This is a genomic window from Corynebacterium sp. TUM25020, assembly GCF_056388495.1.
Map to the genome: position 1 here is coordinate 191741 of NZ_JBWJFG010000002.1, position 15020 is coordinate 206760.

The 15020-nt window shown below is 59.1% G+C and carries 14 protein-coding genes; 6 read left to right on the plus strand and 8 right to left on the minus strand.

The features are described 5' to 3' along the window. Positions 1–47: 47 nt before the first annotated feature. On the plus strand, positions 48–1259 hold the full coding sequence (locus tag AC05K6_RS03785; RefSeq protein WP_293792252.1) for an acetate kinase: 1212 nt from the start codon (positions 48–50) through the stop codon (positions 1257–1259). 4 nt (positions 1260–1263) lie between these two features. On the opposite strand, the gene AC05K6_RS03790 is transcribed toward AC05K6_RS03785, so the two are convergent. Genes AC05K6_RS03790 through AC05K6_RS03800 form a run of 3 tightly spaced genes read right to left on the minus strand, consistent with a single transcriptional unit; the run spans position 1264 to position 6219 of the window. Continuing rightward, positions 1264–3738 carry a tetratricopeptide repeat protein gene (locus AC05K6_RS03790; protein WP_476727817.1) on the minus strand — a complete coding sequence of 825 codons (2475 nt, stop codon included), beginning with the start codon at positions 3736–3738 and terminating at the stop codon, positions 1264–1266. Further along, entirely contained in the window at positions 3719–4819 is a 1101-nt protein-coding gene (locus AC05K6_RS03795) for a transporter substrate-binding domain-containing protein (RefSeq protein ID WP_476727818.1), read from the minus strand. Before AC05K6_RS03795 ends, AC05K6_RS03790 begins: the two co-directional genes overlap by 20 nt. Then, positions 4819–6219, minus strand: coding sequence for a hypothetical protein (locus AC05K6_RS03800; RefSeq protein ID WP_476727819.1), 1401 nt, complete (start codon positions 6217–6219; stop codon positions 4819–4821). Before AC05K6_RS03800 ends, AC05K6_RS03795 begins: the two co-directional genes overlap by 1 nt. A gap of 76 nt (positions 6220–6295) precedes the next feature. Between AC05K6_RS03800 and AC05K6_RS03805 the strand changes: the two genes are divergently transcribed. Continuing rightward, on the plus strand, positions 6296–7366 hold the full coding sequence (locus AC05K6_RS03805; RefSeq protein WP_476727820.1) for an ABC transporter ATP-binding protein: 1071 nt from the start codon (positions 6296–6298) through the stop codon (positions 7364–7366). Then, positions 7363–8175, plus strand: a complete 813-nt coding sequence (locus AC05K6_RS03810; protein ID WP_293792258.1) for an ABC transporter permease — start codon at positions 7363–7365, stop codon at positions 8173–8175. The genes AC05K6_RS03805 and AC05K6_RS03810 overlap by 4 nt, the downstream gene beginning before the upstream one ends. Here the strand turns inward: AC05K6_RS03810 and AC05K6_RS03815 are convergent. The 5 genes from AC05K6_RS03815 to AC05K6_RS03835 form a co-directional block, all read right to left on the minus strand. Then, positions 8172–8714: a MarR family winged helix-turn-helix transcriptional regulator gene (locus AC05K6_RS03815; protein ID WP_476727821.1), complete on the minus strand. Its 543-nt coding sequence runs from the start codon at positions 8712–8714 to the stop codon at positions 8172–8174. The two genes, AC05K6_RS03810 and AC05K6_RS03815, sit on opposite strands and share 4 nt — an antisense overlap. Before the next feature lie 104 nt (positions 8715–8818). Further along, the gene (gene cls / locus AC05K6_RS03820) at positions 8819–10330 is read right to left on the minus strand and encodes a cardiolipin synthase (RefSeq protein WP_476727822.1); all 1512 of its coding nucleotides are present in this window, start codon (positions 10328–10330) and stop codon (positions 8819–8821) included. A 3-nt stretch (positions 10331–10333) separates the two neighbouring features. Further along, the gene (locus AC05K6_RS03825) at positions 10334–11134 is read right to left on the minus strand and encodes an exodeoxyribonuclease III (protein WP_476727823.1); all 801 of its coding nucleotides are present in this window, start codon (positions 11132–11134) and stop codon (positions 10334–10336) included. 11 nt (positions 11135–11145) lie between these two features. Beyond that, positions 11146–12180: an N-acetylglutamate synthase, CG3035 family gene (locus tag AC05K6_RS03830; RefSeq protein ID WP_476727824.1), complete on the minus strand. Its 1035-nt coding sequence runs from the start codon at positions 12178–12180 to the stop codon at positions 11146–11148. Next, entirely contained in the window at positions 12173–12754 is a 582-nt protein-coding gene (locus AC05K6_RS03835; protein ID WP_476727825.1) for a peptide deformylase, read from the minus strand. Before AC05K6_RS03835 ends, AC05K6_RS03830 begins: the two co-directional genes overlap by 8 nt. Before the next feature lie 25 nt (positions 12755–12779). Between AC05K6_RS03835 and AC05K6_RS03840 the strand changes: the two genes are divergently transcribed. From AC05K6_RS03840 to AC05K6_RS03850, 3 genes are all read left to right on the plus strand, one after another. After that, positions 12780–12989 (plus strand): DUF3263 domain-containing protein, encoded by a 210-nt coding sequence (locus AC05K6_RS03840; protein ID WP_448306987.1) that lies wholly within the window; start codon positions 12780–12782, stop codon positions 12987–12989. A gap of 87 nt (positions 12990–13076) precedes the next feature. Next, complete coding sequence (locus AC05K6_RS03845; protein ID WP_476727826.1) at positions 13077–13790, plus strand: LytR C-terminal domain-containing protein; 714 nt, start codon at positions 13077–13079, stop codon at positions 13788–13790. A 49-nt stretch (positions 13791–13839) separates the two neighbouring features. Then, a complete protein-coding gene (locus AC05K6_RS03850) occupies positions 13840–15018 on the plus strand; it encodes a glutamate--cysteine ligase (RefSeq protein WP_476727827.1) in 1179 nt (392 codons plus the stop codon). Positions 15019–15020: the final 2 nt, after the last annotated feature.

The following is a 15020-nucleotide window of genomic DNA, read 5'->3' on the forward strand; positions in this document are numbered from 1 at the left end:
GCCGCAGGCAGCGAACGCATCAGAAGAAGAGAGAAGATTAAGAACCAATGACCAAGTACGTACTCGTTCTCAACTCGGGATCTAGTTCCATCAAATTCCAAGTGCTCGACCCAGAAGCCGATGCGACGGCGGATCCTTTTGTCTCCGGCATCGTCGAGAAGATCGGAGAGAAGAAGGGACACATCCAGATTCAGACGGAGACGTCGAAGATGGAAGATAACCGTCCCATCCTGAGCCACTCTGTTGGCCTAGAACGCGCTTTCGGCATGATGACGCTTCTGGGCGTCGGTCCCCAAGACCTCGACCTGGTCGCAGCCGGACACCGTGTAGTTCACGGTGGGGCAACATTCACCGAGCCCGTGCTGATCGACGACGACGTGATCGAGCAACTGCGGGAACTGATCCCACTCGCGCCGCTACACAATCCGGCCAATATCGACGGCATCGAAAACGCCCGAGCGCTGCTGGAACACGTCCCACACGTTGCCGTGTTCGATACCGCGTTCTTCTCCACGCTGCCCGAACACGCTGCGAACTACGCGATCAAGAAGGACGTCGCCGAGGAATACGACATTCGCCGCTATGGCTTCCATGGCACAAGCCACGAGTACGTCTCCGCCAAGGTGCCGGCGCTGCTGGATAAGCCCGCCGAGGAAATCAAGCAGATTACTTTGCACTTGGGTAACGGTGCTTCCGCCGCCGCGATTCGTGGCGGTGAGGCTATCGATACGACGATGGGATTGACGCCCCTAGCCGGCGTGGTTATGGGCACCCGTTCCGGTGACATTGACCCCGGCATTATTTTCCACCTGGCGCGCTCCGGTGGGATGACGGTGGATCAGATCGATAAGCTGCTGAACCGCGAGTCCGGTCTGAAGGGCATGGCCGGGGTGAACGACTTCCGCGAGCTGAAGGATCTGATCGAGGACGGCGATGAGAATGCGCAGCTGGCCTACGACGTGTACATCCACGCGCTGCGCCGATTCATTGGTTCCTACATGTTGATCCTGGGCGGTGTGGATGCGATTGTGTTCACCGCTGGAGTGGGCGAAAACGCGACGCAGGTGCGCCGCGACGCTATGGCAGACCTGCAGAACTTCGGTATTGAGATTGACGAGGCCCGCAATGAAAACTCCGAGGGGATCGTGGGTGCCCGTGAGATCTCGACTGATGATTCTGCGGTGAAGGTTTTCGTAGTGCCGACGAACGAGGAACTGGCTATTGCCCGCCAGGCCACGGCACTGGCCGAGCAGCAGTAACTGTTTAGAGCCAGGTTCGTGGGCGGATCCGGTTGGCCATGTCCACCAGGTGATACCGGTGGCGGGGGAATGGAGCCTGGCGAGCTAGCAGGCGCAGGCTTGATTCCAAACCGGTGCGCAGGCCACGCTCGGTAAAGCGCACGTCAAACAGAGGCGCGGCTGCAGCATGCCTCTTTTCCTTAGTGCTGTGCGTCCCCGTGGGGTCGCTGCTGCCTTGCAACCATGTCAGCCCCGCGCTGAGCACCGCGATCCGAACCTGAGCCAGGCGCGGCTCGTTAGTCGGTAGCGTCTCCAAACGCCGTGCCGCACGGCGGATACGGGACTCGGTGAGACTATTGGCGTCAGAAATAAGCAGCAAAATAGACGTCAATCGCGCCAAACGATTGTGCCGCGAAGCCTGGGGCAGGCGGTCGAGCGCACCCACGGCTGAATCGACCATTCCCTCCGCATGTAGCTGCCGAGCCAGGCCAAACGCACTTGACACTGTGGAGGGGTTCGTTGCCCATACCAGGCCGTATAGACGCATTGCATGGAAGCGGAGCGAGACCGGATCGAGCGTGACATGTTCCCAACCGGGCACGCCTGTGTAGTCCTTTACTGGTAGCCGTTGGGCATAAGCCAGGGCAGAGGCTGCGCGCGCAACATGCTCGCTCAGCAGCTTCGTCGAGTTCACGCCCTGCTGCTGCAGCAGGAGTTCATCGGTGGCGGCCAGCGCCAGCTTCGGCGCAGGCTCACCAGGCAGGATGTACAGCACCCTGTTGAAGAACTTCTGTGCCGCGGCGAACTGTCCGGTCAAAAGAGCAGCGATTCCCGAGTGCCATTGGAAGCGCCAATCATTTTCCAACCGTGGTTTCAGTTCCGCCAGGAGGTCTTGAGCCTCGCGCGTCTTGCCGACGTCCAACTGCGCGCGCACCATGGCCAGGGGAATCTCCACGGAATGCTTCAGCTCTGGTTGGGTGTATGCAGCGTGAAGGGTATCCAAAAGGTCGCCGGCCTCGGTAAAGCTAGTGGCAGATAGGAGCCTATAACCGGGATCGCTGGAATCGGCCAGCGGGGTTGGTAGGGCGCTAATCACCTCCGGCACGGAGATTTCCGCAGACCGCACCACACCATCAACCAGCTGGTCGGTGCGGAACAGGATGTGCTTGGTGCCGAACGTGCTGCGCTGCGCGGTAAAGCGAGTATTGAGGTGTGGGTAGTGGCGCCCGTCGCGGATGGCCAGAATCTCGCGCAGCACGCCGATCAGCTGGTTCGCCATAGCCGTCGCGGAGCTAAAACGCACGTCCGGGTCTTCGTCCGTAGCCCGCAGTAGCAGGCGATATAGCGAAAGGTACTCGCGGAACAGTGGTTCCTCATCCGGGGTCGGCAGCTTCGGTGCGTACACTCCATCGACTACCGGCAGCTTTACAATCAGCGCGGCGAGAGTGCGACCAACCGAGTAAATATCGCTGGCGATGGTAGGGCCGGTCTTTGCAATCTCGGGAGCCTGAAAGCCCCTCGTTCCGAAAATATGGCCGAAAGCACCGATGCCTGTCACTGCTCCCAGATCAATGAGCTTCACCTGATCTTCGGTGATCAGAATGTTGTCCGGCTTCAGGTCGTTGTACACCACTCCGCGGGAGTGCAGATAGTCAAGCGCTGGCAGGATTTCCAGAATGTAGCCGATGGCCACGTCTAGATCCAGCACGCCTGCCGCCAACTTGCGCCGCTGCCCGCGCAGCGACGGCCCGCCGACGTACTCCATCACGATGAAACCGCCGGGGGAGCGTGGGTCGTCGATGAAGTTGAAAATCTTCACGATTCCGGGGTGTGTAATGTCCGCTAGGAATGCCCGTTCGGATTCGGCGACAGCCCGTTCCTGCTCGTTCTTTGTGGCCATCATGCCTTTGAGAACCACATAGCGGTCGGCGACGTTGTGGTCGATAGCGATGTACACCCACCCCAAGCCACCATGTGCGATGGGGCCTAGGATTTCGTACTGGCCAGCGATGATGTCACCCGGCTTCAGGGTAGGGGCCTCCACGCCCTTCTCGATCGCAGAACTGGGGTCGATGACTGCGTCTTCAGGGTCGGTAGGCAGGATGAACGGCAGCTGCACCATGCCGTCAGCCACCGACGCTCCGTGGCGGTACGTTCCGCGCCGTTTGCGGAACGTCGACAGCGCCTCGATACGGGAACGTTCACCCGAATCCATCGCACTGGCCGGCGTGCCGGCCGGTACCGTGTGCTGGATCGTTGCGTCCGTGTCTTCGTCATCGGCGAAAGGATCGAAGGCGACGGCTTCTGTGTGCTCTTCGCCGTCCTCCTCGTCATCAGCGAAGGGGTCAAAGATGACGGCTTCGGTGCGCTCCTCAGCGTCGGTAGCCTCGGTAACCTCAGTAGGCTCGCTATCCTCGTCATCAGCGAAGGGGTCATACAGCACCGCTTCGGTGCGGTCCTCAGGTTCGCTTGGATGCTCGTTATCCTGCTGCATCGCCATTCGCCTTTCGCCGGATCTTGTTAAGTTCCTTCGACTCTTCTTCGCTGCGGTATTTGATCGGTAGGGATGACGCCGGCCCTAAGTAGTCCGCCAGCCACTTGTCATAAAGGTTCCTCCACGTCCCATCCCGGCGGATTCTTTCCATGGTGGAGTTCACCTGCATCATCAGTCCCGTCGTATTCCTCGGGAAGCCCGGGGGCGAGACGGCTACCGCATAGTGGTTGGACACGGGGTTGTCAGCCACCAGAGTGGTGTAGGGATCCTGAGCCTGCAGGCCGGTGAGGATGGCGTCATCGGTGTAGATAGCGTCCGTTTGGAAGCGTTGCATGGCCATCAAACAATCAGTCCATGCGCGGGTGAGTAGGAGTCGGCCTACATCGTATTGCTTGATGCGCACCGCGGAGGTCGAATCGCGCGTGACACACACCGTCTTGTCATGCAGATCGGCAAAACTCTCGATCTTGGAATCGCTCAAGACCAAAAGGCGCGAATGAACCTGCAGGTAGGGGATAGAAAACTCGAGTTTCGACTGGCGTGAGCGGGTCGGCGACATCGTACGTACAACAATGTCCACGTCGCCGCTCTTTAGTGCCTCAGCGCGCTCGCGGCTTTCCACGTAGCGGAACTCGATTTTGTTGGGATCGCCGAAGATATCGCGGGCGATCTCCCGTGCCAAGTCGACCTCGAATCCAGCCACGTCCCCGGAAACGGGATCGCGGAAGCCCAGGCGGTTGAGCGATTGGGCCACGCCGACGATAAGGCGACCCCGGCGCATGATCTCCGGAATACGCTCCTTCGGCTCACGGTTATCCGGCTTGATCGAGCCAAACGGTTCCTCCGTGCCTGTGTTGTCGATGCTCGCATTCGCATCCGCTGCGGCGTCACCATCGCTCGGCACCTCGCTCGGCTTCGCATACGTTGCCCCGTAGGGAAGATCCTCGCTGGCGTCGTGCCGAACGGTAGGCCATTCAGGCAAACGCGGGCTCTCTTCTGTGCACGCGGAGGTGACGGCGAGTGCGGTGACGGCGAGCGCTGCAGCCACCGGCCGAAACGTTGTTTTTCGCGAGGTGTGCTGTCTCATTAGAGGAACTCCTGCAGTCGGGGCCTGGTTCCGCCGATGACGCACAGTGCGGACACGACCGTTAGAGCCAGCACCAGGTTGGTCACGTGACCAGCGGCAGTGCGACCTTCGACTAGCGTATCGCGCAGCTCCGTGCGGGTGCTGCTGATGAGCTCCTGCATTTCCTTGTCGACGATGGTGTAGTCAGAGGTGTCCTCGCCCGAGTTGTGAACTTTCTTTTCGCCGTCCGGCACATTCGTGTCCAGCGCTGCAGCAAGAGCCTCGGTGTACCGTCCATTTTGCAGTTCGGAGACCATCTTTGCGTGCGAGGCATCCCAGGAGCGAAGAGCTTCGCGGGCGGTATCGATGTGTTCGGGGTGGCTAACTTGGCTGCGGAGCGACTCCAATTTTCCGTCGATATCCGACATTGCTTCCGAGAACTCCTGTTGGGGATCCTCGCCGTAGTCGCGCTGAATCAATCCCAGCGCTTCCTGGGTACGCGACTGCTGCACGGAAATGCGCACAGCAGTGAGCTGCTCGAGTGGTCGCACGGTGCCCTCCACGTTTTGGTTACCGGTGTGCCACGTCAGGGCGGCGCTTATTGACGCCCATACGAGGGCGAACAGCATAAGCCCCGTAGCCGCAACGTATCCGATGTTGAGGCGCCTATTGGTCAATGCTGCGAGCCAGAACTGGGCAATCATCAGCATGACGAGTGCCGCCACGATGCCGGAGAGGGGGAACCAGAGGGGAGCGGAGAGCTTCCCCTGCTGGGTGGAGACTTCCTCGGAAGTGCGGGAATAAAGCTCCTGGGCGGCGGGCAGCATCGTTTCCTGCATCAGGGTGGAGGCCTGGGAGAGATACGAGGCGCCAACGGGGTTTCGCAGTCGATCGTGTGTCTGCGCATTGGACATCAGCCTGGTGTAGTCCGGCAGCGAGTTCTGGATCTGCAGCACCAATTCCATTTCCCGCGACTCAATATCGTCGATGCCACTGGTAGCGCGAATGATGGAGGACGAGGCGTTCGACATTGCGGAATCATAGGCCTGCGTAGCTGTGTCGCTAGTGGACTTTCGAAGGAAGCTGGTGGTGGCCACCGAATCGGCTACGGACAGCGAATTAAAGAGCTCCTGTGCTGCGTCCGACAATGGCTCGGTTCGGCTGACCAGAGTGTTTAGCTGCGATTGACGGCTTTGCGAGCTGTAGACCATGGCTCCGCCCGCCGCGAGAATAGCCATCACCAAAATGGTGGAGACGATAGTGAGGAGCCCGGGGGATGTGGAGGCGAATCTTAAGAACCGTCGCGGCGCTTCCAACGCCGGGTTCACGAACCCCTTAAACGACCTGCCACGACCGGTGGGGTGCTCATCGCTGTCCATCCACCGGTCTGCCTCGAACGCAGTCACTGGGGGCATAGCCATAAAGTATATACGGACTAAGTAATTCCGCGTCCATAAAGTCTGCTTAAAGGTGACTTAGTATGGCACACTAGAACCCATGATTACGGTCAGTTCTCTTACCAAAGCCTATAAGGGCACCACGGTAGTCGATGATTTGAACTTTGAGGTCTCTCCCGGAATCGTTACTGGTTTCTTGGGGCCTAATGGTGCTGGCAAGTCCACCACGATGCGCATGATCGTTGGCTTGGATAAGCCGACGAAGGGGACTGCCCGTATTGATGGCAAGGCGTACTCCGAGTTCGCCCGCCCTTTAGAGAAGGTAGGCACGCTGCTGGATGCCAAGTGGGTTCACCCCAACCGCAGCGCCGCTGCGCACCTGCAATGGGTCGCTGCAGCCAATGGCTTTTCCAAGAAGCGTGTGGATGAGGTGCTGGGCGTCGTGGGGCTCAGCGATGTGGCAGGGCGTAAGGCCGGCAAGTTCTCGCTGGGTATGGGCCAGCGCCTAGGTCTGGCCTGTGCGTTGCTGGGCGACCCGGAGGTTTTGATCCTGGACGAGCCCGTTAACGGCTTGGATCCGGAGGGTATCCGCTGGGTGCGTGACTTCGTCCGCGCGCTGGCACGTGAGGGTCGCACAGTCCTCATCAGTTCGCACTTGCTTAGTGAGATGGCACAGACTGCCGACCACCTCATCGTGATCGGCAAGGGACGTCTGGTTGCTAACCAACGCACTCACGAGTTTATTAAGTCCACCTCTGAGGTCTCCACTGTTGTGCGCACCGACCACGTCGAGGAGATGAAGGCAGCGCTGACGGAAGAGAACATGCGTTTCGAATTGGGCACGGATCTTGACGGCCGTCCGACCATCACCATCCCGCAGCAGGAGAGCGACTGGGTGGGTGCTTTGGCGTATAGCTATGGACTGCGTCTGCGGGAACTGTCCGAGAAGCGTCCGAGCCTGGAGGATGCATACTTGCGCATGACTCAGGAGCATGTGGAGTACCACGCAAATGTCGAGTCAGCGAAGGGCGGAGCCCCGAAGGCGCAAGACGGTGCCGACGGCAAAAAAGTCAAAGATGTCAGGGATGCCAAGAAATCTGAGCCGTCGGAAGGGCGTCAAAAAGAGACCGGTAACGCTGTACGCCTGAGGAAGGAAGGGGACAAGAAATGATGAGGGTCATTAATTCGGAGTGGATCAAGCTCCGCAGTACAAAGGCGCTGTGGTGGACCACCGGGCTGATCCTGTTCTTCTCCCTGGGCTTCGCGCTGCTCAACGGTATGATGACCGGATCGTTGTTGACCAGTGAAGATGCCAAGAAGGATCCGGAGCTGTACCTTAGCGTCGCTGGGTCGATTGATTCCAGCATGGGGCTGAGCGGCTTCCTCTCCTTCGGCATGATGATCGTCATGATCCAGGCGGTCATGCTGGTGACCACCGAATACGGTGCGAACACAAGCAAGACCACCCTGCTGGCTACGCCGACTCGTTGGCAGGTGCCGTTCGCGAAGTTTGTGGTCTATGGCGTGGTGGCATCCGTGGTGGCCTTCATCTCCAATGTCCTGGGTACTATCATCGCCCACTGGTCGCTGGGCTGGAAGCTCGAAGATCAGGAATTACTGAGCAAAGCCGGCCTAGGTGCAGACGGCCTGTGGGAGCGCGTCGGTCGTATTGAAATCTTCGTGCTGCTGACCATTGCAGCGGCCATCGGTGTGGGCTACCTTGTTCGCAATACCGCTGGTGGCATTGCCATTATGCTGCTGTGGAACCTGGTAATTGAGGGCACTCTGGTGCAGCTCGTACCCAAGGTGCGCGATTGGCTGCCGCCGTACATGCCCTTTACCAACGCCGATGCGTTTACCGGCATGCGTGATCTTGAAGATGCGCCTTGGGGGCAGACGGGTTCGATTCTGTACTTCGCTGCGTGGTGCGTGGTGCTGTTCTTGGTCGGGCTTGTAATGCTGAAGAAGCGCGACGCTTAGTCCGGTTTGCGCTGGAGGTCATCCACCAGCGACTCGGCTGCCAAAGAAAGGTTTCGTAGGGCGGGCACGCCACGGCGTAGCTTGGCGATATCGCGGGCATCCATCCGGTCGGTGGCCTTGGTGATAATAAGCGCCCACTCGTCAGTAATGGAGTTCATCATATCCACGCCATCGTCCGTGAGATAGAGATCCTGGGCGCGTTTGTCCTCTGGGTTAGCCTGCCGGCGGATAAGCCCCGCATTGATGAGGCGGCGCACCGTTGCCGAGACATTGGAAGCGCGGAGGAAACGCAGACGTGCCACGTCCGATACTCCGCATCCGGGGTGTTGAGAGATAAACTGCAGCACCTCGATCTCCGACTGGGAGATCTCCAGCGACTGGTTGGGACGCTCCATCAAACGTCGCGTAGCGGAAAGAAAGTCGTACACTGCGGTGGCGATCTCTGCGACGTCGATCTCCGGCAGAATTTCGGGTGCCTTACGTCCGCGTACCGGAGGGTGGGAAGGCGTCTGTGGCGGCTTCTGGGGTGACGGGGTCATCAGGCGATACTCTCTTTTAGCGTTCGGACGTTCTTAGTAGCTTGTGAATCACCCTATATGACGGCAAAAGTGCTATTGCGTTAATTGGCAATAATGAAAGTTACCTATTGCAAAGCACTGGTGAGACGGGCAACGTTATCCACGTACTGCTTGTGGAGCGGGCGCGTACTCCATTGCTCCTCGGTCAACAGCGCCGAGCGTTCTTTGTATTCGTTGGTGAGCTCTCGCAGTGCATTGAGTAACTCGCCCTTGCCGACCATCAAAGAGATCTCGTAGTTCAGGCCAAAGCTGCGCATGTCCATGTTGGAGCTGCCCATCACAGCCACCTCGCCATCGGCAATGGCGAACTTGGAGTGCAGCACTTTCGGGTAGGGGTATAGGTACATGTGCACACCGGCCTTTAAAAGCTCGGAGTAGTACGAAGCCTGGGCATGCCCCACCAGCGGTTGGTCCGACTTCTCGGAAACATATAGCTCCACCCGCACCCCGCGGTAGCAAGCCGTGGTCACGGCTTCCATGAGGGACTCATCAGGGATGAAATACGGGCTGATCAGCCGCAGCGTGTGCTTTGCATGATGGGCGATGGAGGTGAAAAGGCGCAGGTTTGGCTCTGTGGTAAAACCTGGACCGGAGGGCACGACCTGCATGATGTCAGCGCCGGTGTCCTCATTGTTCGTGTCCAATCGCTGTTTGGCATCCGTGGGGTTGATGAGGTTCAGTTCTTCATTGGTTTCGGTGTACCAGTCCACCGCGAACACAGAGTTGATGGTGCTGACGATCGGGCCGGTGAGCTCTGCCATGACGTCTACCCATTCACGGCCGATCTTGTGGTTCTTTGAGCTTTGATAGGGTGCCTCGATCATGTTCTGTGAACCCATGAATGCGACCCGGCCATCCACGACCACCAGCTTGCGGTGGTTGCGCAGATCGGGACGGCGGAAGCGCCACTTCAGTGGTTGCAGCGGCAGCATAACTTGCCAGTCCACACCCATAGCGCGCAGCTTCTTGCCCAGCTTCTTGTTGCCCTTGTACTTGTGGGCGCCGATGTGATCCCACAGCACGCGCACCGTCACCCCACGTTGCGCGGCTCGGCCCAGCGCCTCGAAGAAAGGTGCAGTCGTATTATCCCAGGCCATGATGTAAATTTCGACGTTGACGTAGTCTTTGGCCGAGTCGACAGCGCGGGTCATTGCAGCAATCGATTCCCGGTACTCCGAGTGCAGCGCAACCATCGTTCCGTCGACGGCAGGCAGAGCTGTCAACTCGCGATTGAGGCGCACCAGCGAGCGCAGTTCGTCACTGAGTTCGCTGTCCTCGGGTACGTCGGGTTCGTTGGAGCTCATCGTGCGGATCAGCTCGTTCGCCTGGTTCTGGATGCGGTGACGCCGTCGATTGATCGCTGGTGATCCCATCAGCAGGAATAGGAAAATGCCAAGGAAGGGGATCAGGAATATGGCGAGAAGCCAGGCCATGGCAGACGTTGGGCGTCGTTCTTTAGGAACCCAGCCGAGGGCAAAGACCTTGAGCGCGTAGTCCAGAACAACCAACGTGACCTGCCACCATTCCAAGTCGTCGGTGAACTGGCTAAACAGGCCGAGGAGATCAGGGATGGGCATAGTTTATTCCTCACCGTCTGAGTCGTAGTCCACGATCACGGGTGCGTGGTCGGAGGCACCTTTGCCCTTGCGCTCATCGCGATCGACCCGTGCGCCTGTAGGGGTGATACCGCGGGAGTACTGCAGGTCGATGCGCATCCCCTCGCCCTTTTGGAAACGCATGGCCTGGTAATCCCAGTACGTGTATTCGTCGGCTACGAGGTCCGTCGCAGCCTGCATTCCCGCATCCTCTAAAGCGCGCAGGCGGGCGCGCTCATTGGGGGTTACGTGCGTCCTTCCGTTGAAGTAGCTGCGATCCCATACGTCCTCGTCGCGCGGGGCGATGTTGTAGTCGCCGACCAGGCATAATTTGTGGCTGCTCTTTCTTTTTGACGCCCCCACGCCCGCGCCACTGGCGTATTTCGCGAGGGTATCGAGCCACCGCAACTTGTAGGAGTAGTGCGGATCCGCGATCTCTCGGCCATTCGGAACGTAAAGGCTCCAGATCTCCACGCCACCGCAGATAGCGCCAATGGCGCGCGCTTCCAGGGACTGTGTGGCGTCCAGATCCTTGTCGAAGCCGGGTTGGCCGAAGTCGGTCTGGACATCTTCCAGCCCCAACCGCGACAAGATGGCCACACCGTTGAAACTGTGGAGGCCGAAGTGAGCTTGCTTGTAGCCCGTGTCGGAAAAGTCCGGGAACTGTTTGTCGGTGCACTTGGTTTCCTGCAGACATAGCACGTCAACGTCGCTGCGCTGCAGAAATGCACGCACCCTTTCCTCGCGGGTGCGGACAGAATTGATGTTCCACGTGGCGATACGCATGGTTAAGCATTCTAGCGTGTACGCAAACTACGACTGCGGTGGTGTTCGCTGAATCCGAGCTTGTGGTACAGGGCCTTTCCGGCGGTATTGGAGTCTATGACATCCAAATAGGCACGGGTGGCACCGTTGGCGGCGCCCCAATCCAGAAGATGTTGGCACAGTAGGGTTCCCAGACCGCGACGGCGGTAGGTGGGTGCAACTGCGACGGCGGAATAGCCTAGCCACCCATTGGTGATGGTGGCGCGGGCGATGGCTGCGAGACTGCCGTCGACGGTGAGACGCGCGAAACCCAGCTGTCCGTCGATACGGTGGCTCAGCAGGTCCAGTGCTTTCCGCGGGAGGGGTTGCCCGCGGAACTTGTACATGGAGAACCACTCAGTATCGGGTTCTGCATCCACAGTCAGTTCCACGTGTGCGTCGGTTAGAGAGGGGATCTGGAGGTGGCCGTTTGGTTCTGAGGTGTGAGGTTGCCCCAGTTCTTTGCTCATAACGAGGATCTCTGGTCCCCGCTGACCTGGGAGATGCTCGGCGGCGCGTCCGATTCGATCGGGGATCATTAGTTGGCAGGGAAGTCCGTGGGAGCTATAGAACTCCTCCAGCTGGGTCAAAGGAACTTCTTGCAGGCCGGCATTGGGGCCGATCGGCACCGCAGAGTTGCTGCGTTCGGTGATGCCATCGCCTGCGCGCGCCAGCCACCCGCCAATCAGTTGGTTATCGATGCCGGGGAACGCAGCCGCTTTTGCTGTTTCCAGAGTGCGGATATCGCTGTTGCGCACAGGCTTGGCGCTGAGAGTCTTGAGCACCACTACGTCCTCATCGGCGATGATTAGATCGTCGACCTGCAAGGGGCTTACGCTGCGCAGCACACCGATCGCATCGGTAACGGTGTTGGTGTTCTGGCCGGTGTTGTGTACCAGGTGGCGCACCACTACGCGTGTGCCAGGCCGGATACTTACCGGGTCGGTGCGACGGGAGATCGGGAACTCGAAGCCCTCCACGCGCCGCGCGCCGGCGTGGGCGGCGGAGAAGGTCGTGTCTTTATTCATGCCCGAAAGGATCCTCGTCCACGCCGGGAGTCCAGGTGTTGCCCGCGTGATCCCAGCCCTCGGCCTTGATGGCCTTCTTCGACTTGCGCTTCCAACGGCCAATCAGAGTATCGGTGTATAGGAAACCGTCGAGGTGCCCGACTTCATGCTGAAGGCAGCGGGCGAAGAAACCGGTGCCTTCCACGATAACTTCTTCACCGTTTTCATCGAGGCCAGTTACTCGTGCCCAGTCGGCGCGCCCGGTGGGGAAGGAATAACCAGGGACGGACAGGCAGCCTTCCTCATCCTCCTCGTCGTCTGGCATGGTCTCTGGGATCTCGCTGGTTTCTAGCACTGGGTTGATTACGCAGCCGCGGCGCATTGTGCCCAGTTCTGTGTCGGGGCAGTCGTAGACAAAGAATCTTTTGTTGACGCCAACCTGGTTGGCAGCGAGCCCTACGCCATTGGCGGCGGAGAGGGTCTCGAACATATCTTCGATCAAGGTGGCGAGGTCGCCGATCTCGGCAGGATCTACCTCGGTGGTGGGGTTATGTAGGACGGGGTCGCCACAGATGACGATAGGCATGATGGTCATAACAGACAGTCTAGAATCTAGTTCCATGTTGTCAGACCGAGAGATCGCCATTTTGGAGTTTGAGCGCCGCTGGTGGCTGGATAACAGTGCGAAAAATGAGCATATCCGCGGTGAGTTCGGGGTGGATCCGGTGCGCTATTTCCAGCAGCTCAATCGCTTGATAGAGCGGCCGGAGGCATTGGATTTTGATCCGGTGTTAGTGCGGATGCTGTTGCGCCGCCGCGACGAAGGGTAGCGCGCTGGCTAGAGCGCTCGAGTGAAGCGCGGAGAAAATGCGCGTGTCAGGCTTGTTACTAATGTTACAGAAGTTAAAATCTGAGGCGTGACTGAATCGAATCGACCACGCCATGCACTCGACGACTCCGCGGATGATGAGAACCTCGGCCTGCCGCTGCGCGGCCTGGCCATGATCCTGCTCGCCGTAGCCGTTCTGCTGATCGGCTGGGGCGTATTCTCCATGACTAGCAAGGACTCCGAAGAATCCCCTCAAGCTAGCCAGAGTCAGCAGAGCCAGCCGAGCCAGCAGGGTCAGCCGGATCAGAAGGGGCAGCAGGGCCAGCAGGTTCCGGCAAAACAGGACGCTTCTGCGACATCGCCTTCGGAATCTGACAAGCCGAAGCCAGAAGACGAACAGGGAAGCCGCGAAAACGCTTCCGCTGCAGACCGAGGCGAAGGTGAAGCGGCAGGGGCGGAAGGTAGCGTCAATAAAGAAAACACCTACGTTGCCGTCCTTAATAACAGCCCCATCGCAGGGCTCGCCGGCGACGTAGCTAACAAGATGCGCGACCAGCAGTGGAACAAGACCGGCGTGGGTAACCTACCGGACGAGTCGGGTACGTTCCCGAAGTCTGTGGTGCTCTACCCGAAGGGCAATGACGCCGAACGTCAGCTGGCTGAACAGCTTGCTTCGGATCTTGGCATCGAGGCACGTGAGCGCGATGAGGCGACGGATCGCAGCCTTGAGGGGGTAAAGATGCTGGAGGGGGAGCGTCCCGCAGGTGTGGTTGTTGTGACAACAAATGACATGCCCCGCTAAAGTAAGTATATTCTTTTAACTTCTGCCTAGATCCGTTTAAGGGGCCAAGATGGACTTCCCGGGTTCCGCACCTACTGTCGGCATTGAGTGGGAAGTCGCCCTGGTCGACCCCGAAACTCGCGACCTGGTACCGCGTGCCGCAGAACTGCTGGAGCGGATGGATGAAATCCATCCAGGCCATAAGGTTATCCGGGAATTTCTGGCGAACACCGTAGAGATGGTGTCGAGCGTGCATTCCACGATTCCTGAGGCTGTTGAGGATCTGCACTGCCAGGTGAAACAGCTATTAGAGTGTGCGGATGACATAGGCGTAAACCTGTTCTCGGCAGGTACCCACCCATTTGCGCATTGGGGAGATCAAAAGCTCAGCGAAAAGGGGAGCTACCAGGAAATCATCGAGCGCACTCAGTACTGGGGTCGGCAAATGCTGATCTGGGGAGTCCACATACACGTAGGCGTGGGGTCCAAAGAAAAGGTCTGGCCTATCATCAACGCGCTGATGACGCACTATCCGCACATTTTGGCGATGTCGGCTAGTTCACCCGCGTGGGAAGGGCTGGATACTGGCTACTCCTCCAACCGCACACTGCTGTACCGGCAGCTACCGACTGCAGGGATGCCCTATCAATTCGAGTCGTGGGAGCAGTGGGAGGAATTTAACCGGGATCAAGACCGTTCCGGAGTGATTAATCACACCGGTTCGATGCATTTCGATGTGCGCCCCACCAAGTACGGCACGGTCGAGACGCGCTTTGCCGACGCGACGATGGAGCTGTGGGAGCTTGCTGCCATCGCGGCCTACACCCATTGCTTAGTGGTGTACTTCGAGCGCAGGCTGGATGAGGGTCATGAGCTGCCAAAGCTGCAGCCTTGGCACGTTGCGGAAAACAAGTGGCGGGCCGCGCGCTATGGTCTGGATGCGCTGATTATTACCGACCGAGATACCAATGAGGCACTGGTCACCGATGAGTTGGACGCATGGGTGGACAGACTCACGCCATTGTCCGAGGAGCTGGGCTGTGCGGCAGAGCTGCAGGGTGTACGTAGGCTTATCGCCCGCGGTGGCGACTATGCCCTGCAGCGGGCAGCAGCTCGCGCACACGGTGCAGCGCCCGAACCCGGCACCCGCACCCGTGGCGACGACGGGGTAGAAGGCGGCTTTACGCAGCCAGAGGCCTGGATCGCGGCAGTAGATCTGACGGTGGACTCGCTGCGTAAGTCTGTATAGCT